The organism is Xanthomonas sp. NCPPB 2632 (assembly GCF_041228075.2).
Classification (GTDB): domain Bacteria; phylum Pseudomonadota; class Gammaproteobacteria; order Xanthomonadales; family Rhodanobacteraceae; genus Luteibacter.
Genome location: NZ_CM192979.1, coordinates 1117455 through 1135609 on the forward strand (window position 1 = coordinate 1117455; position 18155 = coordinate 1135609).

The window sequence follows — 18155 nt, forward strand, 5'->3', positions numbered from 1 at the left end:
ACGATGGCCGATCTGCTCTCCACAGGTGTTTCAGGACTGCTTGCCTCGCAAGTGGGCCTGTCCACCGTCGGACACAACATCAGCAACGTCAACACCGCGGGTTACACGCGGCAGACGACGTCGTTCAATGCGCGCACGCCGGAATACAACGGCGGCTTCTACGTCGGCCAGGGCGCCGATGCGGTCAGCGTGCAGCGCGCCTACAGCCAGTTCCTCACCCAGTCCATGTGGTCGGCCAACTCGGGCCAGTCGCGTGCATCGCAGTACGCCACGCTCACGGCGTCGGTCAATAACGTGGTCAGCGGCTCGGCCAACCTGCAGACGGCGCTGGACGGCTTCTTCGGCGCGGTCAGCGATGTGGCCAACGCGCCGGTGGATACCGCCAGCCGGCAGGCGCTGCTGGGCAAGGCCAGCACGCTGGTGTCGACCTTCCGTTCGCTGTCCTCGCAGTTCCAGCAGCTCGATCAGCAAAGCAACACGCAGATAAGCAATGCGGTGGATTCGATCAACGCGCTGACCAAGAGCATCGCCGGCCTCAACGGGCAGATCCAGCAGGGCTATGCGGGCGGCGCGGTGCCGAACGACCTGCTCGACGCGCGTGACCAGGCGGTTTCCCAACTGTCGCAGCTGGTCGGCGTCAGCGTCACCCAGAACGACAACCACATGGTCACCGTAACGGTGGGTAACGGGCTGTCGCTGGTCAACGGCACCGATTCCGCCCAGCTGTCCACGGCGGCCAACGTCTACGATTCTTCCCGGCTGGAAGTGACCGGCCCCGGCGGCTCGGTGATCAGCAGCCAGCTCGGCTCGGGCTCCCTGGGTGCCACGTTCGACTTCCGCACCAATGTTCTCGACCCGGCGCGCAACCAGCTCGGTCGCTCCGCCATCGCCATGACCGCCGCCTTCAACCAGCAGCACGCGCAAGGCATCGACCTCAACGGCGCCGCCGGCGGCAACTTCTTCACGATCGCCAATCCGGCTGTCTACAACAGCACGGCGAACAAGGGCACCGGTTCGATCACCGCAACCGTCGCCGATCCGTCCAAACTCGATGCTTCCGACTACGTGCTGCGCTTCGATGGCGCCCAGTGGACGGCATCGACGACGGCCGGCGCCACGGTGCCGATGACCGGCACGGGATCGGCCACCGATCCGTTCAAGATCGGTGGCCTGTCGATGGTGGTCGGCGCGGGCGCGGTGGCCGGCGATTCCTTTCAGATCCAGCCGACCCGCAATGCCGCGTCGTCCATGAGCGTGGCGATCAGCGATACCAGCAAGATCGCCGCCTCCGGCCCGCTCGCCGCCCTCAAGGGCGCGTCCAACACGGGCAAGGCGACGCTGGGCAATCTCACCGTTACCGATGTCACCAATCCGGCGTTCAACACGCCGGCCAACATCGTGTTCACGTCGCCCACCACCTATACCGTCAACGGCGGCGCCGCGCAGACCTACGCCTCCGGTGACACCATCACCGGCAATGGCTGGACGCTAAAGCTTTCCGGCGTGCCGGCCGCTAACGATACGTTTACCGTGAAGCCCGCCGGCACGGCCAGCGGCGACAACGGCAACGCGCTGGCGATGGCGAACGTCGCCAACAAGGGCATCCTCGACAACGGCGTGACCACGGTGGGCAAGTCGTATAGCCAGTTGATCGCGCAGGTGGGTACGGCCGGTTCGCAGGCCAACACGGCGCTGTCCGCGCAGCAGAGCATCCTCGACCAGGCCACGGCGTCGCAACAGAGCCTGTCCGGCGTCAACATGGACGAGGAAGCCGCCAATCTCCTGCGTTTCCAGCAGGCCTACTCCGCGTCCGCCCAGGTGATCACCACGGCGAACACCATTTTCCAGTCCCTCCTGAGCGCGGTGAGAAACTGATGCGTATTTCGACGTCATGGGGTGCCCAGCAGTCCGTCAACAGCATGCTGGACCGGCAGTACCAGCTGTCGCAGACGCAGCTCGCGCTGGGCAACGGCAAGGCCATCCAGTCGCCGGCCGACAACCCGGCCGCCGCCGCGCGCTCCGTGGATATCAGTTCGGCCAGCGCGCAGAACGACCAGTACACGCGCAACATCAACTCGGCCACGACGCGACTGTCGACGGAAGAAACCGCGCTGTCGTCCGCCGGCAACATCCTCGATCGCGTGCGCACCCTCACCTTGCAGGGCGTCAACGGCACACAGACCGACCAGTCCCGGCAGTCGATCGCTACCGAACTGCGGCAGACGCTCAACCAGCTCGTGGCACTGGGCAATACCAAGGACGGGCAGGGCGAATACGTCTTCGCCGGCAGCCGCACCACCACACAGCCTTTTACGATCGACGGCTTGTCGGTCAGCTACGGCGGCGACCAGACCCAGCGCATGGTGGCCGCGGCCGCCGGCCTGCAGGTCGCCACCGGCGACAGCGGCGACGACGTCTTCATGGCGATCCGCGGCGGTAACGGCACCTTCGTGACCTCGGCCGCGGCCGCCAACACGGGCACGGCGGTGGTCGGCTCCACCTCGGTCACCGACGCCACGCAGTGGGATGGCGGCCAGTACTCGGTCAACTTCACGTCGGCCACCACGTATGAAGTGCATGACGCCACCAATCCGACCGGGCCGGCGCTGTCCACGGGCACGTATACGGGCGATGTCGGCACGATCAACTTCAAGGGCGCGCAGCTCAATGTCACGGGTACGCCCGCGACGGGCGACTCCTTCAGTGTGGGTCCGTCCTCCTCGCAGGACGTCTTTTCAACCATCGCGGGCATCATCCAGGCGTTCGAAGCGCCAGGCGGCAGCGCGGCGATGAACAACCAGGTCAACGGGCAGCTGCAGAACCTCGACCAGGCCTCCACGAATTTCATGAACACGCGTACCCGCATCGGCGCACGCATGAACACGCTGGATCAGCAGTCGGACATCGGCTCGGACGTGAAGTTGTCCTACGACAGCACGCTTTCGGACCTGAACGACCTGGACTATGCCAGCGCCGCCAGCAAGTACACCCAGCAGCAGACGGCATTGGATGCCGCCCAGCAGTCCTACGTGAAAATGCAGAACCTCTCGCTGTTCAATTACCTGAAGTAGTCGATCGTTCCATCCGTAAAACCGTGCGTATGCGTCGAGGCAGGGTGGCCTGCCGATACCACTTACAAGGTTTCAGTCGATCGGTCCTAAACCCTTTCGGGGTGCTGCCGATAAATTGACTGAAGGGGCCTGGGCGTCACCATCCGGGCCCCTCGAAGCAAGAAAGTAGTTGACAGTTAGAAAAAGCTCTCAAGTTTCCTCCCGGCGTGCCGTAAACCTCTCTGAGGCGGAAGGCTTCCTTCACGGAACCCCGCCGGACTACGCCGCACAACCTCCGGCATTTCGGTTCCGCTTAAAAAGGATCAATCCCATGGCACTGACCATCAACACCAATATCATGTCGATGAACGCTCAGCGTAACCTGAGCATGACGCAGACCAAGCTGTCTTCGGCCATCGAGCGTCTCTCGTCGGGTAGCAAGATCAACAGCGCGAAGGACGACGCCGCCGGCCTCGCCATCTCCACCCGCATGACCACTCAGATCAACGGTCTGAACCGCGCGGTGCAGAATGCCAACGACGGTATCTCGCTGTCGCAGACGACCGAGTCGGCTCTGGACGAAGTCACGAACAACCTGCAGCGCATCCGCGAGCTGGCCGTGCAGTCCACCAACGCGTCCAACTCCTCGTCGGATCGCGCCGCGCTCGACGCCGAAGTGCAGCAGCGCCTCTCGGAAGTCACGCGTATCGCCACGCAGACCAACTTCAACGGCATGAAGGTCCTGGACGGTTCCGCCCAGAACCTCAGCTTCCAGGTCGGCGCGAACGTCGGTGAAGTCATCAACGTCAGCCTCAACCAGGGCATGAAGTCCAACCAGGTCGGCCAGCTGGCCGCCGGTTCCGCCACCCCGCCGCTCGTCGCCACGGCCGCCGTCGCCGGTACCAAGGGCACGACCGTCGCTGGCGCGGCCACGACCAACTTCGACTTCTCGACCACCGCGTCGTCGTTCTCGGTCAATGGGCAGACGGTCACGCTGAACCAGAACTACACCAACGCCGCTGGCCTCGCCACCGCGATCAACACCCAGCTTTCGGCCAACGGTTCCGGCGCGTCGGCTACCCAGACGGGTGGTACGTTCACCTTCACCAACACGGCCAACGGTGCGACGTCGCCGACCGTCGCTGGTGCAGGCGCCGCCGCGCTGTTCGGTACCACGACCTCGACGGCCGGTACGGCCGACGTCGCCGTCGGCGATGCCACGCCGATCACGCTGGCTGCGGGCGACCTGACCCTGAAGGTCGGCAGCAACGCTGCATTCAGTGTCACCGGTACCTTCAAGTCCACGCAGGACATGGCCGACGCGATCAACTCGAAGTCCGGCGAAGGTATCAATGCCTATGTCGCCACCGATGGCTCGCTGAAGTTCGCGTCCTCCTCGGCCATCACCGTCGGCGGCACCAAGGCAGCGGCCTCGGGCTTCACCGCCGGTACTGTCGCCGTCTCGACCACCTCCACCCTGGCCGATTCCAGCGTGAAGACGGTCGATGGCGCCAACGACACGATCAACCGCATCGATGCCGCGCTGCAGTCGGTCTCCGACCTGCGCTCCACCCTCGGCGCGGTGCAGAACCGCTTCGAGTCGACCATCTCCAACCTGCAGAACATCTCGCAGAACCTGAGCTCGTCGAAGTCGGCCATCACCGACACCGACTTCGCCCAGGAAACCGCGAACATGTCCTCGGCTCAGATCCTGCAGCAGGCCGGTGTCTCCGTCCTCGCCCAGGCCAACCAGAGCCAGCAGATCGTCACCAAGCTGCTCCAGTAACAGCGGTGACACCGCCACCCCGGGTCATCCCGGGGTTGGCAGGGTAATTGCTTAGTTGTCCATGGCTGGCTCCAAAAAGGGGCCAGCCGTCGGCAAATTGGCGCCCAGGCAGTGAGGCGTCTTCACGGAGAGTCTCATGGCCACCGGTTCAACCAGCGTCTCGATCGGCTCCAGCTCTATCGACGTCACCTCGATCGTCAACAACCTCGTTGCCAACAAGCGCGCGGCCAAAGACAAACAGATCGCCGCGGCGCAGAGCAGCACCACCACCCAGATTTCGGCGATCGGCAATTTCAACTCGTCCCTGACGAGCTTGCAGTCCGCCATCAAGGCGCTGAGCGACGGCACTGCGTTCAAGGCGCAGAAGACCACGGTCGGCGACTCCACCATCCTTACGGCTACAGCCGACGCCTCGGCCAAGCCCAGCGTCTATAACGTCAACGTTACCCAGCTCGCCGCATCGCAGAAGACCACCTCGGTGGCCTTTACCGATGCGAAGACGGCAGTGGGTACGGGCACCCTCACCCTCGCGGTGGGTTCGAAGTCCATGAGCGTCGACATCGCTGCGCCGGCGAACACGCTGCAGGACGTCCGCGACGCGATCAACAACTCCAAGAGCAACCCCGGCGTCAGCGCCTCCATCGTCACCGGCACCGATGGCGCCCACCTCGTGCTCACCTCGCTGACTACCGGCGCGGCGAACGCCTTTACCGTCACGTCCAGCGGTGGCGACGGCGGGCTGGCCAAACTCAATTTCGACCCCAGCACGTCCACGCCGACGATCAAGGCGCAGGATGCCCTGTTCACCATCGACGGGACCGCGGCCAGCAGCGCGACCAACACCACGGGCGTGGCGATTGACGGGGTCACGCTTTCGCTGGCCAAGGTCGGCACCAGCAGTGTCACGATCGCGACGGACACCAGTGCCGTCAGCACGGCGATGCAGTCGCTGGTCACGTCCTATAACTCGTTCGTGTCCACCTACAGCACGCTGACCAAATACGATGCGACCAACCAGCAGGTCGGCGCCCTGATCGGCGACGCTACGATCAACTCGATCAAGAACCAGGTCTCCACGCTTCTCGGCTCACAGCTCACCGGTGCCACCGCCAGCCCGCGGTCGCTGAGCGACCTGGGCGTCCAGTTCCAAGTGGACGGCACGCTGAAGTACGACGCCACCAAGCTGACCGGCGCCCTGGCGACCAATCCGGGCGGCGTCCAGGCACTGCTCAGTGGCAGCAGCGGCATCGCGCCTAAGCTCGACGCGCTGATCACCGGCTGGACGTCCTCCAGCGGCATCCTGACCCAGCGTACGACCAACCTGAACCAGAAGATCAAGGATCTGACCGCTCAGCAGACCGCCTATGACCGGACCATCAGCGACTACACGACTCGGCTGACCACGCAGTACGGCGCGCTGGACGCGATGATGACCAAGCTCAGCAACACCAGCAGCTTCCTTACGCAGCAGTTCGATTCGCTGTCCAAATCGTCCTGATCGAAGGACAGGAAACCGACATGGCACTTGGATACTCCCGCGGCGCTGGCGCTTACCAGCAGATCCGCACCGGTGGTGGGCTCGAACAGGCCGATTCCCATGGCCTCATCACCTTGCTCATGGATGGCGGCCTCGAGCGCATCCGGCTCGCGCAGGCCTGCATGGCCACAGGCAACGTCGCGGGCAAAGGCGAGGCCATATCGAAAACGATCGAGATCGTCGGCGGCCTGCAGTCGGGGCTGAACCACGATGTCGACTCGCCGCTGGTGGGCCAGCTCGACGCCCTTTACGACTATATGAGCCGTCGTCTCCTGCACGCCAATCTGCATAGCGATCCGGACGCCCTCGATGAGGTGGCCCGGCTGCTCGGCCAGATCCGTGCGAGCTGGGTCGCCATCCCGGCCGAGGCGCGGCAGGTGGCTGGGGCCGGCGCATGACCGACGCCACGTGGTGCGACCTGCCTCGCGTGCTCGATCTCACCGAGTCCATGCATGCGGCCGCCAGCGAGGGCCGCTGGGATGTGCTGACCGCCCTGGAAGCCGAGCGTGAGCCCGTGCTGATGCAGGGCAGCATGCGTCCGGCGCCGGAAACCCTCGAGTCGCTGAAATCGATCATGCTCCTCGACGGCCTCATCAAGGACTTGGTGGCCGCCGCGCGCGACGAGACCGCCGCGCAGTGGGACGAGTCGCGCCGCGTGCGCCGCGCCGTTGCCGCGTATAGTTCCTTCTGACCTACTCAATGGCATGGCGGGCGGTCGGATGACTGACGAATCGTGGAAGGCCTTTGCCGACCGGGTAGCCTGGGACTCGCGCTTCCATGCGGTCTGCCTGGCCGCCGAACGGCCGGACATCACCGAACTGGCCCTCATCAACGACCGTAACGCCAGTGTGCTGGTGGCGGTGTCGGCCCTGATGGACCGGCGTAGCGATACGGGCGAAGACGATAGCCTGCTGACCCAGGAAGTGGCTCGCCTGGACGCCAAGCTCAATGTCCTCATGGAAATCGTCAACCGCCTCCTGCTGCCGCAGGCCGGTCTTCCGCCGCGTATTCCCGTCCGCGTGAACGCTGCCGGTGCCACGCTGCCCTGGGACGGGCTGCCGCCGGTCGGCACCTCGGTCATGCTCAAGCTTCACTTCGATGCCTGCCGGGCGTTGCCCCTGGAGTTGCCCGGCCTGCGGGTGGCCGGGCCCACGGACGGCAAGGGTTTCGTCGCCTTCGACGGCCTTACCGAGGCCGTGCGGGACGGCATCGAGCGCCTGGTCTTTCGCCAGCACCGCCGCCAGGTGGCCGAGGCCAGGGCCCACGCCCGGCCCCAGGACGGCTCCGGGGAGTGAAGTGACCTTTTACGTCACGTGACGGTGGAACGTCGCGTGGCGTCCTGCGTCACATTCGTGACGCGTGTTGTCAGGGCTGACGTCGGCGCGTCGCCTCACGGTGCTGTCACGCGACATGAAGGGTTTCATCACGTCGTCTCACGCCGCTCCCTGACATGGATTGATGCCTCGAAGCGCCGGAATTCCGACGTTGGCACGCTCCTTGATTGATACCTTGCAACGAAGGCGACGGGATTCCATCGCGAACCCGGTCAGGGGCCTTCAATCACATGCAACGTGAGGTATCCCAGGTGAAGTCTTCCAACTTTCTCGTCGTCGAATCCGATGCTTCCCGCGCCGAAGCCGTCGCCTCCGCGCTGGCTTTCCTGGGCTATCGTCCGGTGCTCGCCAGTCGCATGCAGGCGGCCGATGCCACCGACGGCTGGCGTGGCGCCTATGTCGGCACGGTGGACGACGAAGCCCAGTTGGAAGGCTACCTGGCCGCGTTGGGCCGTCATGGCCGCAACCTGCCGCTGCTGGTGTCGGCCGACTCCCCGGTGGCCAGCGCGCTGATCGCCGGCGATGAAGCGCAGACCCAGCACATCGAGCTGGTCGAGCTGCCGCTGCGTTACGAGCGGCTCTCCGAAGCGCTGCGTACCCTGCAGGCGCGGATGCAGCCGGTGCATAACAACCTTCGTTTCGTCGGTCAGTCCGGCCCGATGCAGCGCGTCAACGCGCTGATCCGCCAGGTGGCGCCGTTCGATTCGAGCGTGCTGGTGCTCGGCGAATCGGGCAGCGGCAAGGAACTGGTCGCCCGCACCATCCACGAATGCTCGCCGCGCCGCGACAAGCCGTTCGTCGCCATCAATTGCGGTGCGATCCCGGCCGAGCTGCTGGAAAGCGAGCTGTTCGGCCACGAGAAGGGCGCCTTTACCGGCGCGATCAGCACCCGTAAGGGCCGCTTCGAGATGGCCGAGGGCGGCACGCTGTTCCTCGACGAGATCGGCGACATGAGCCTGCCGATGCAGGTGAAGCTGCTGCGCGTGCTGCAGGAGCGTGTGTTCGAGCGTGTCGGCGGCAATCGCCCGCAGCGTTGCGACGTGCGCATCATCGCCGCGACCCATCGCGACCTCGAAGGCGCGATCGAGCGTGGCGGCTTCCGCGAAGACCTCTTCTACCGCCTCAGTGTGTTCCCGCTGGAAATGCCGCCGCTGCGCCAGCGCCTGGAAGACCTGCCGGCCCTCATCACCGAGTTCAACCAGCGCCTGGTGCAGCGCGGCCTCACCGCCGTGCGCTTCGCTCCCAGTGCCATGGCGGCACTCTGTCGTCACCCGTGGCCCGGTAACGTCCGCGAGCTGTCCAACCTGGTCGAGCGCATGGCCATCCTCATGCCCCAGGGCGAGGTGCGCGGTGCCGACCTGCCGGAAAAATACCGCGGCGCGCTGCCCATCGAGGAAGTGTCCGGTGCGGCGCTGATCGCCATGATGGAAGCCGAGCCCGAGGTGGTGGTCGAAGCCTTCGGTTTCGCCGGCGAGATCGATCCGGCGGTGCTGCCGCAGGGCGGTCTGGACCTCAAGGACCACCTCGCCGGTATCGAGATCGGCCTGATCCGCCAGGCGCTCAACTCGGCCAACGGTGTCGTCGCGCATGCGGCCAAGCTGCTTCGCGTCCAGCGCACCACGCTGGTCGAGAAACTGCGCAAGTACGGCTTGTCCGAGACCGTGCAGGTGGGTTGAGTTCCACCGTCTTGGCACACCTCGTGCATCGGGTGTCGGTAAGCCGATAACGCGTTGGAAAACCGTCATGACCACGATCGATGTGAACAGCCTGCTGCTCCAGATGCGCCGCATCAGCGCGCAGACCGAGATGCCCGCGATCCGCGGCGTCGGCGAGACGGGGCAGGCGGCAAAGGGTTCCTTCGGCGACGTCCTCAAGCAGTCCATCGAGGGCGTATCGCAGTCGCAGTCCAAGGCGGCGCAGATGTCCTCGGCGTTCGAGCGTGGCGATCCGGGTATCGACCTGGCGCAGGTGATGATCCAGGGCCAGAAGGCCGACCTCTCGTTCCGCGCCATGACCGAAGTGCGCAACAAGATGGTCGATGCGTACAAAGAAATCATGAACATGTCGGTCTGATCGTCCTGATCCGGCACGGCAAGCGTCATCTCACAGGATTCCGGTTCCCCCATGGCAGATAACGGCGTAGCCAACACGGATAGCAACGCGTCACGGCGCATGGACTCATTGAAGTCCCTGTCGCAGACGCCCGCGGCCCGGCAGCTCTTCATGCTCGCCGGCATCGCCGGCGCGGTGGCCATCGGCATCGCCGCCGTCATGTGGTCGCGTGCACCGAACTACGGGCTGCTTTATGGCGGCCTGGAACAGAAGGATGCCGCCGCGGTCACGCAGGCGCTGCAGGCGGGCAACACGCCCTACACGCTGAGCACCGACGGCAGCTCGATCTTCGTGCCCGCCGCCGACGTCGCCGGCGTGCGCCTCAAGCTGGCCGGCCAGGGCCTGCCGCAGGGCAGCGCCGCCGCGGCCATGCCGCAGGCCGATTCGCCGTTCGGCATGAGTGACATGGCCGAGCGGTCGCGTTACCAGTCCATGCTGGAGAGCGACCTCTCCAACACCATCGCCGGGTTGCAGTCGGTGCGTGGTGCCCGAGTCCATCTCGCGCTGCCCAAGCCTTCCGCCTTCGTGCGCGACAACAAGCCGGCGTCGGCGTCGGTGGTGGTGTCGCTGTATCCGGGGCGCCAGCTCGACCAGGGCCAGGTGGCCGCGATCGTCCACCTGATCGCCGCCAGCGTGCCGGAACTGGACACCCGCCAGGTCTCGGTCATCGACCAGACCGGCAACCTGCTCACCGTCAGCGATCCGGACAGCGCCTCCGCCATCGGCGACAGCCGCCTGCGCTTGTCCAATCGCATCGAATCCACGTACACGCAGCGCGTCGAAGACCTGCTCACGCCGCTGGTGGGCGCGGGCAAGGTGCGCGCCCAGGTGTTCGCCGACCTGGATTTCTCCCAGACGGAGAAGGCCAGCGAAACGTTCAACCACGACAACCCGGCCCTGCGCAGCGAGCAGACCAGCAGCGACACGCGCACCGAGCCGAATGCCAACGTCGGCGTGCCGGGCGCTCTCAGCAACCAGCCACCCAACACCGGCGGCAATCCCACGGCGGCCAATCCGGCGGCGGGCGGCGGCAAGCCGGCTGGGCAAAACGCCAGCACGCAGACGGCCGCCACGCCGACGCAGCAGACGCAGAACGCCACGCGCAACTACGAACTCGACCGCACGGTCAGCCATGTCACCGATCCCGCCGGCAAGGTCGCGCGTCTCTCCGTGGCTGTTGTCGTCGACAACAAGCAGGTGGTGGGTAAGGATGGCAAGTCCACCAGCGTGCCGTTCACCCCGGAAGAACTGACCCGGCTGACCGAACTCACCAAGAACGCCGTCGGCTTCAATGCGACGCGCGGCGACAGCGTCAGCGTCATCAACGAAGCCTTCCGCGGCGCCGTGGCGGAAGAAGAGCCGCAGGGCACGCCGTTCTACGAGCGCCCCGGCATGCTCGACCTGATCAAGCAGGGCCTGGGCGTGATGATCGCGCTGATCGTCGGCTTCTTCGTCCTCCGGCCCATCCTCAAGGGCCTGCTGAAGCCCGCGCCGATTATGATGAACAACGTCGCGCTCGCCGGTCCGATGCCCACGGTGTCGGTCATGGTGGACGACGACGACATGACGCCCGACCGCGTCAGCACGTCGCCACAGCTGGGCTCGCCCGCGCTGCTGGCCTACGAACAGAAGGTCGGCCTGGCCAAGCGCATGGCCGCCGAGAATCCCAAACAAGTGGCGCAGGTTGTGAAGAGCTGGGTATCCGACGATGGCAGCTGATCCGAAAGAACCCCTGACCGGCGCGCAGAAGGCCGCGATCCTCCTGCTCACCCTCGGTGAGGAAGACGCCGCCGCCATCCTCAAGCACCTGGGTGCCCGTGAAGTGCAGGCCGTGGGCTCGGCCATGGCTGCCCTGAAAAACGTCAGCAAGGAGCAGGTCGAGCTGGTGCTGACCAAGCTGCAGGACGATGTCGGCCAGCACACCTCCATCGGTGTGGGCACCGAGGAATACATCCGCCGCATCCTGGTCAATGCGCTGGGCGAGAACAAGGCCGGTGGCCTGATCGACCGCATCCTGCTGGGTCGCAGCAGCAAGGGGCTGGAATCCCTCAAGTGGATGGAAAGCCGGGCCATCGCCGAAATGATCGGCCAGGAGCATCCGCAGATCATCGCGCTGGTCATGGCCCACCTGGAATCCGACCAGGCCGCCGAGGTGATCGGCTACCTGCCCGCGCGCACGCGCAGCGACGTGGTGATGCGTATCGCCACGCTGGACGGCGTGCAGCCGCACGCGCTGAACGAGCTCGACGAAATCATGGAGCGCCAGTTCTCCGGCAACTCCAACAAGCTGAAGTCGTCCACGGTCGGTGGCCTCAAGGCCGCGGCCGACATCCTCAATGCGATGGAGACCGCGCGCGAGGCCGAACTCATGGCCTCCATCCGCGGCATTGATTCCGGCCTGGGCGAGCGTATCGAGGAGCTGATGTTCGTCTTCGACGACCTGGCCGACCTGGACGACCGCAGCATGCAGACGCTGTTGCGCGAAGTGCCCTCGGCCCGTCTCATCACGGCGCTCAAGGGTGCCGAGGTTGCCATCCGCGAGAAGATTTTCGCCAACATGTCCAAGCGCGCCGCCGACATGCTGCGCGACGACCTGGAGGTCAAGGGTCCAGTCCGTCTTTCCGAGGTGGATGCGGCGCAGAAGGAAGTGCTGGCCACCGCGCGTCGTCTCGCTGACGCGGGTCAGATCAATCTCGCCGGTGGCGGGGAAGAGTTCGTCTGATGAGCCTCACCTCGATCCTCGCCCGCGAACGCGTCGACCAGTTCGAGCGCTGGGAGCTGCCCCTGGTGGGTGGCGCCGTGCCGCACGAGGTGGTGGAGCCCGAAGACGAAAGCCCTCACCGGCCCACCGTCGCCGAAATCGAATCGATCGAGCGCCAGGCGCGCGAGGAAGGCTTCAACGCCGGCCTCAACGAGGGCCGCGCGATGGCCCGGCGCGAGCTGGAAGCCCAGGTCGCCCGCCTCGATGCCTTGTTCGCCGCGGTGGAGCGCCCCTTTGCCGACCTGGACGCCGATGTGGCCGGCGACCTCGCCGTGTTGGCCACGATCATCGCGGAGCGCGTGCTCGGCCACGACATCGCCACGCGTCCGGAAACCATCCTGGAGGTGGTCCGCCAGGCGGTGGACGTATTGCCGGCCGGCAGCCGCCAGCTGAAGATCCACCTGAATCCCGCGGACGCCGCCATCGTGCGCGAGCACCGCGCGTCGGCCGACCATGAGGGCACGGTGGTGGACGACGCCTCGCTCCAGCGCGGCGACGTACGCCTGGAAAGCGAGCATTCGCGCCTGGATGCGCGTGTGCGTACGCGCCTGGCGGCCGTGATCGACAGCGTGCTCGACGGGCGGGCTCTGTCCGACGAGTCGCAGGACGAACCGCAGGACGAGCCGGTATGAGCGCCGAGTCGCATACCGCATCCCGTATCGCCCACTGGCGTGAATCGCTGGCCGCCCAGCGTGCCAGCGCCGAGGGCGTTCGCCCGATGCAGGCCGAAGGCAAGCTGCGCCGGGTGGTCGGGCTGACACTCGAGGCAGTGGGTTGCGAGGCGCCCGTCGGCGCGCGCTGCATGGTCTCGTCGGCCGACGGCAAGCAACTGGAAACCGAAGTCGTCGGTTTCTCCGACGGCCGCCTGCTGCTGATGCCCACGGGCGAAATGCACGGTGTGCTGCCGAATGCGCGCGTGACCCCGGTGGCCGCCATCTCCGGCATTCCGGTGGGCGACTCGCTGCTGGGTCGCGTCATCGGCCCGGATGGCGTGCCGCTGGACGGGCAGGGGCCGTTGCTGGCCCGTGAACGTGCGCCGCTGCGTCGTGCGCCCATCAACCCGATGCTGCGCCGGCCGATCGACACACCGCTCGACGTCGGCGTGCGCGCCATCAATGCCCTGCTCACCGTGGGCCGCGGGCAGCGCATCGGCCTGTTCGCCGGCTCCGGCGTGGGCAAGTCCACCCTCATGGGCATGATGACGCGCTTCACCGATGCCGACGTCGTCGTGGTCGGGCTGATCGGCGAGCGCGGTCGCGAGGTCAAGGAATTCGTCGACCACACGCTGGGCGAGGAAGGCCGTCGTCGCGCCGTGGTTGTCGCCGCCCCGGCGGATGCGCCGCCGCTGAGCCGGCTGCGCGGCGCCCAGGTGGCCACCGCCGTGGCCGAGCATTTCCGCGACCAGGGCAAGCGCGTGCTGCTGCTGATGGATTCGCTGACGCGTTACGCCCAGGCGCAGCGCGAGATCGCCCTGGCTATCGGCGAACCGCCGGCAACCAAGGGCTACCCGCCGTCGGTGTTCGCCATGCTTCCCGCGTTGGTGGAGCGCGCGGGCAACGATGCCGAGGGCATCGGCTCGATCACCGCGTTCTACACCGTGCTCACCGAAGGCGACGACTATCGTCACGACCCCATCGCCGACTCCGCCCGCGCCATCCTCGATGGTCATATCGTGCTGTCGCGCGACATGGCCGAAGCCGGCCACTATCCGGCCATCGATATCGAGGCCTCCATCAGCCGCGTCATGCCGGCGGTGGTCAGCAAGGAGCACATGCGCTCGGCGCAGCGGTTCCGCCAGGTGTACTCCGCGTATCGCCAGCAGCGCGACCTGATCGCCGTGGGGGCGTACCAGAAGGGCAGCGACCCCCGCACGGACGAGGCCATCGCCCTGTATCCGCGTCTTTCCGCGTTCCTCCAGCAGGAAACCGACATGCCGGTGAACCTCGCCGAAGCCGAGGCGGAACTGGTCGACGCCGCGAGTGCCGGCTGATGGTATCGCGCGCCGACCGCTTGCAGCCCGTCGTCGACCTGGCCGCCGAGAAGGCGGAGGAAGCGACGCGGGTACTCGCCTCGCACCAGCGCGCGCTGGCCGAGAGCGAGCATCAACTGGTCGAGTTGCGTCGTTATCGCAACGAATACGCCTCCATGCCCGACGGCATCGGCGTCAGCGCGTTGCTCAACCGCCAGCAGTTCCTGCAGAAGATCGACATGGCCATCGTGCAGCAGCTGGGCGAGGTGCAGCGACGCGAGCAAGCGCTGGAGCATGCGCGGCAGGGCTGGTCCGATGCGCGCGGACGCGCCAAGGCGCTGGATTCGGTCACCGTCAAATACCGCGAGCAGGAGCGCAAGTCGCAGGACCGGCGCGAGCAGGAACAAGCCGACGAGCGCTCGCAATACCGCAAGAACCCTACCGGAAGAACCGCATGAACAACGCCAACGTTGCCCTCAATATCGCCCGCCCGGTCAGCCAGGCACCCTCGTCCGCTTCGGCGAAGGCGACGGACGATACGACGCCGTCGAAGCGCTTCGATGCGGTGCTCGGCAATGCCCATGCGCAGGTACATGCGCAGGCCCATGCGAGTACGCACGCCACGCCGCACGCGGATGCCGGCCGAGCGGCAGCGCGTACGGACAACAAGAACGATGCGCGCACGGCGAAGCAGGACGCCGGTGACGACAAGGACGCCGACGCCACGTCCCATACCGCCGCGGCGGACGACAAGTCGGCCGCCGCGAAGCAGGACACCACGGCCGCGAAGGACGAACCGGACAAAGACGACGCCTCCGACGACGACCATTCCATCGCCACGACGATGCTTGCGCTGATCGGTGTGCCGCCCAAGGTCACGGAACTGGCGACGAAAACACTCGGCGCGCTCAAGGACGCCAGCGGCAAGACCGGCGACCTGACCGCCGGTGCGCTGGCCATGGGCCTGCCGCTGGCCCATGGCGTGCCGGCTCCGGCCGGCGGCGATGCCACCAAGGCGCTGCTCACCTCGACCGATACCTCGGCCTCGTCCGGCGTGCTTGCGGCCACGGCATCGCCTGTCGCGGTATCGCCGCTGGCCACGCTGCTCGCGGCCCGCGCGGCGGTGACCACGGGTGCCAAGGACGACGCGGCATCCGATCCGACCACGAGTCCCATGCCCCTGGTGCATACGCCGGGACTGGCCCCCGTGGATGGCGCCATGGTCCAGGTGCAGGCCACGCAGGCCGCCACCGCGCCGCAGTTCGCGCAAGAGCTGGGCGAACAGATCGCGTGGATGGGCAGCGGCCAGATCAAGGAAGCCCGGATCAAGTTGCACCCGGAAGAACTCGGCAGCATGGACGTGCGCGTGAGCATGGAGGGCGGCAAGGTCAATGTGGCCATCCTCGCCCAGCATCCGGCCGCCGTGCACGCCGTGCAGCAGACGCTGTCGCAACTGGACAGCATGCTCGCCCACCATGGCCTCTCCCTGGGCCAGGCCGATGTCGGCCAGCAGCAGGCCGGGCAGGGCCGTCAGGGCACGAGCGACGGCGGTAACGGGCAGGGCGGAACGGACGAGCCTGCCGTCGCTACGGTGCTGGCCACCTCCCGCGTGTCGCGGGGCCTGGTCGACGAGCGCGCCTGAGGGCGCTTCGGCGGCATTGCATTGGCGCGCGTCAAGCTTTCGACGCGCCACGGCGAACCGCCCGAACGCCCGTGCCGCGTCGCAGGGCGGTTTCCGCTAGCCGCATCGCCTGACCCCGGCTGGCACGTCGCTTGCAATAAGCCCCTCGGGCCCATCGGGCAACGATTCCACCGCATTCGCACCACAGAGGTTTTTCAGGCATGGCCGACGTAGAACAGGACGCCCCCGAGGGCACCCCGAAGAAAAAGAAGGGCAAGGGCAAGTTGCTGGTCATCGCCGCGATCGTCGTGCTGGCGGCCGGTGGCGCCGGTGGCTGGTTCATGATGAAGGGCGGCCACGGCAAGCCGGGCGCCGCGGCGGCCGCGGAAGCGGCCAAGGCCAAGCCGGCCGTCTACCTGCAGATGGACCCGGCCTTCGTGGTCAATTTCCAGGACGAGAACGCGCTGCGCTTCCTGCAGATCGGCGTCAACGTCATGTCCCACGACCCGGAAGCGATTGCCGCCGCGAAGGAAGCCGATCCGGAGATCCGCAACGCGCTGCTGATGCTGTTCTCGGCGCAGGACGTCAAGAGCCTTTCCGACGTGAAGGGCAAGCAGAAGCTGCAGGCGGCCGCACTGGCCGAAATCCAGCGCGTGCTGAAGGAAAAGATCGGCCGTCCGGGTGTGGATGCCGTCTACTTCACCAGCTTCATCATGCAGTGACGGGAAGCCAACGGCGATGAGCGACATTCTCACCCAGGAAGAAATCGACGCGCTGCTGGCCGGTGTGGAAGGCGGGGCCGTCGATACCGAGGTCGAGCTTCCGCCGCCCGGTGGTATCCACGATTACGATTTCACCCAGCAGGACCGCATCGTCCGCGGTCGCCTGCCCACGCTGGAAATGGTCAACGACCGTTTCGCCCGTTATTTCCGCGCCAACCTTTTCAACGTGCTGCGCAAGTCGTGCGAAGTCTCGGTGCTGGGCGTGAAGATGACCAAGTTCAACGAGTACGTGCATTCGCTCGCGGTGCCCAGCAACCTCAACCTCATCCGTATCAAACCCCTGCGCGGCACCGCCCTGATGGTGTTCGAGCCGCGCATGGTGTTCACCGTGATCGACAACTTCTTCGGCGGGGACGGCCGCTACCACGCGCGTATCGAGGGCCGCGACTTCACGCCCACCGAGAACCGCGTGATCCAGATCGTGCTGGCCGAGGCGTTCACGGCCATGGCTGAAGCCTGGGCGCCCGTGCTGAAGATGCAGTTCGAGTTCCTCAACTCCGAGATCAACCCGCAGTTCGCCAATATCGTCAGCCCCACCGAGACGGTGGTGGTGTCGCGCTTCCACATCGAACTGGATGGCGGTGGCGGCGAAGTGCACCTGACCTTGCCCTATTCGATGGTCGAGCCGATCCGCGAGCTGCTGGACGCGGGCGTGCAGAGCGACCGGGCGGAGCGCGACGAGCGCTGGATCCAGAACCTGCACGAGGAAATCCTCGACGCCGAGGTGGAGATCACCTCCATGCTGGCCGAGGCACGCCTCACCATCGGCGACTTCCTGCACCTGCGCAAGGGCGACATCATTCCGATCTCGTTGGCCGAAACGGCCACCGTGTTTGCCGAGGACGTGCCGATCTTCCGCGGCCGCATGGCCAACTCCGGGGGCAACAAGGCGGTGCAGTTCGAGTCGCTGATGCGCAAGCGCGGCGAGGGCAGGGCCATGCCCGTGACCACCACCGAGCCGATGCCCGTACTGGCGTGATACGCCGTCAATGGACCGGCATGGTGTCTTAGTGCCGTCGAGCGTCAGGTTTCCGGCGAGTGTCACTTTCCGGTCGTAGCCCGCGACCGGAGAGGGATGGGCAAGGCACTGAGTGCACACGGAAAATTCACGGTTCCTTTCGCTTTTCAGGCATGGCACGCCGTTTGCTTTCTACGTTCCGTATCCCGGTAAATCACTTCTGGAACGGACATGAACGAACCCTC

Annotated in this window: 17 protein-coding genes; all 17 read left to right on the forward strand. The window is 66.2% G+C overall.

All coding sequences use genetic code 11. The features are described from left to right. Positions 1–3 precede the first annotated feature (3 nt). The 17 genes from flgK (at position 4) to fliM (ending at position 17931) form a co-directional block, all read left to right on the forward strand. Entirely contained in the window at positions 4–1875 is a 1872-nt protein-coding gene (gene flgK / locus AB8808_RS04995) for a flagellar hook-associated protein FlgK (protein WP_369927256.1), read from the forward strand. Then, positions 1875–3071, forward strand: a complete 1197-nt coding sequence (gene flgL / locus AB8808_RS05000; protein ID WP_369927258.1) for a flagellar hook-associated protein FlgL — start codon at positions 1875–1877, stop codon at positions 3069–3071. The genes flgK and flgL overlap by 1 nt, the downstream gene beginning before the upstream one ends. 310 nt (positions 3072–3381) lie before the next feature. Beyond that, positions 3382–4836 carry a flagellin N-terminal helical domain-containing protein gene (locus AB8808_RS05005; protein WP_369927260.1) on the forward strand — a complete coding sequence of 485 codons (1455 nt, stop codon included), beginning with the start codon at positions 3382–3384 and terminating at the stop codon, positions 4834–4836. A gap of 136 nt (positions 4837–4972) precedes the next feature. After that, complete coding sequence (gene fliD / locus AB8808_RS05010) at positions 4973–6334, forward strand: flagellar filament capping protein FliD (protein WP_369927262.1); 1362 nt, start codon at positions 4973–4975, stop codon at positions 6332–6334. A gap of 20 nt (positions 6335–6354) precedes the next feature. Then, positions 6355–6771, forward strand: a complete 417-nt coding sequence (gene fliS / locus AB8808_RS05015) for a flagellar export chaperone FliS (protein WP_036137018.1) — start codon at positions 6355–6357, stop codon at positions 6769–6771. Further along, positions 6768–7064 carry a flagellar protein FliT gene (locus AB8808_RS05020; RefSeq protein WP_369927264.1) on the forward strand — a complete coding sequence of 99 codons (297 nt, stop codon included), beginning with the start codon at positions 6768–6770 and terminating at the stop codon, positions 7062–7064. The genes fliS and AB8808_RS05020 overlap by 4 nt, the downstream gene beginning before the upstream one ends. A gap of 28 nt (positions 7065–7092) precedes the next feature. Continuing rightward, entirely contained in the window at positions 7093–7668 is a 576-nt protein-coding gene (locus AB8808_RS05025; protein ID WP_369927265.1) for a PilZ domain-containing protein, read from the forward strand. A 290-nt stretch (positions 7669–7958) separates the two neighbouring features. After that, positions 7959–9383 (forward strand): sigma-54 dependent transcriptional regulator, encoded by a 1425-nt coding sequence (locus AB8808_RS05030; RefSeq protein ID WP_369927267.1) that lies wholly within the window; start codon positions 7959–7961, stop codon positions 9381–9383. Positions 9384–9450: 67 nt separating this feature from the next. After that, the gene (gene fliE, locus AB8808_RS05035) at positions 9451–9780 is read left to right on the forward strand and encodes a flagellar hook-basal body complex protein FliE (protein ID WP_369927269.1); all 330 of its coding nucleotides are present in this window, start codon (positions 9451–9453) and stop codon (positions 9778–9780) included. A 51-nt stretch (positions 9781–9831) separates the two neighbouring features. Then, positions 9832–11538: a flagellar basal-body MS-ring/collar protein FliF gene (gene fliF, locus AB8808_RS05040; protein WP_369927271.1), complete on the forward strand. Its 1707-nt coding sequence runs from the start codon at positions 9832–9834 to the stop codon at positions 11536–11538. Positions 11539–11551: 13 nt separating this feature from the next. Beyond that, complete coding sequence (fliG, locus tag AB8808_RS05045; protein WP_369931331.1) at positions 11552–12541, forward strand: flagellar motor switch protein FliG; 990 nt, start codon at positions 11552–11554, stop codon at positions 12539–12541. Beyond that, the gene (locus tag AB8808_RS05050; protein ID WP_369927273.1) at positions 12541–13212 is read left to right on the forward strand and encodes a flagellar assembly protein FliH; all 672 of its coding nucleotides are present in this window, start codon (positions 12541–12543) and stop codon (positions 13210–13212) included. The genes fliG and AB8808_RS05050 overlap by 1 nt, the downstream gene beginning before the upstream one ends. After that, positions 13209–14570, forward strand: a complete 1362-nt coding sequence (gene fliI / locus AB8808_RS05055) for a flagellar protein export ATPase FliI (protein ID WP_369927275.1) — start codon at positions 13209–13211, stop codon at positions 14568–14570. Before AB8808_RS05050 ends, fliI begins: the two co-directional genes overlap by 4 nt. Continuing rightward, a complete protein-coding gene (gene fliJ, locus AB8808_RS05060) occupies positions 14570–15007 on the forward strand; it encodes a flagellar export protein FliJ (protein WP_369927276.1) in 438 nt (145 codons plus the stop codon). The genes fliI and fliJ overlap by 1 nt, the downstream gene beginning before the upstream one ends. Beyond that, complete coding sequence (locus AB8808_RS05065) at positions 15004–16191, forward strand: flagellar hook-length control protein FliK (RefSeq protein WP_369927277.1); 1188 nt, start codon at positions 15004–15006, stop codon at positions 16189–16191. The genes fliJ and AB8808_RS05065 overlap by 4 nt, the downstream gene beginning before the upstream one ends. Before the next feature lie 200 nt (positions 16192–16391). Continuing rightward, complete coding sequence (locus AB8808_RS05070) at positions 16392–16892, forward strand: flagellar basal body-associated FliL family protein (RefSeq protein ID WP_036137000.1); 501 nt, start codon at positions 16392–16394, stop codon at positions 16890–16892. Positions 16893–16908: 16 nt separating this feature from the next. After that, positions 16909–17931, forward strand: coding sequence for a flagellar motor switch protein FliM (gene fliM / locus AB8808_RS05075; protein ID WP_051938422.1), 1023 nt, complete (start codon positions 16909–16911; stop codon positions 17929–17931). The last annotated feature ends 224 nt before the right edge of the window (positions 17932–18155 follow it).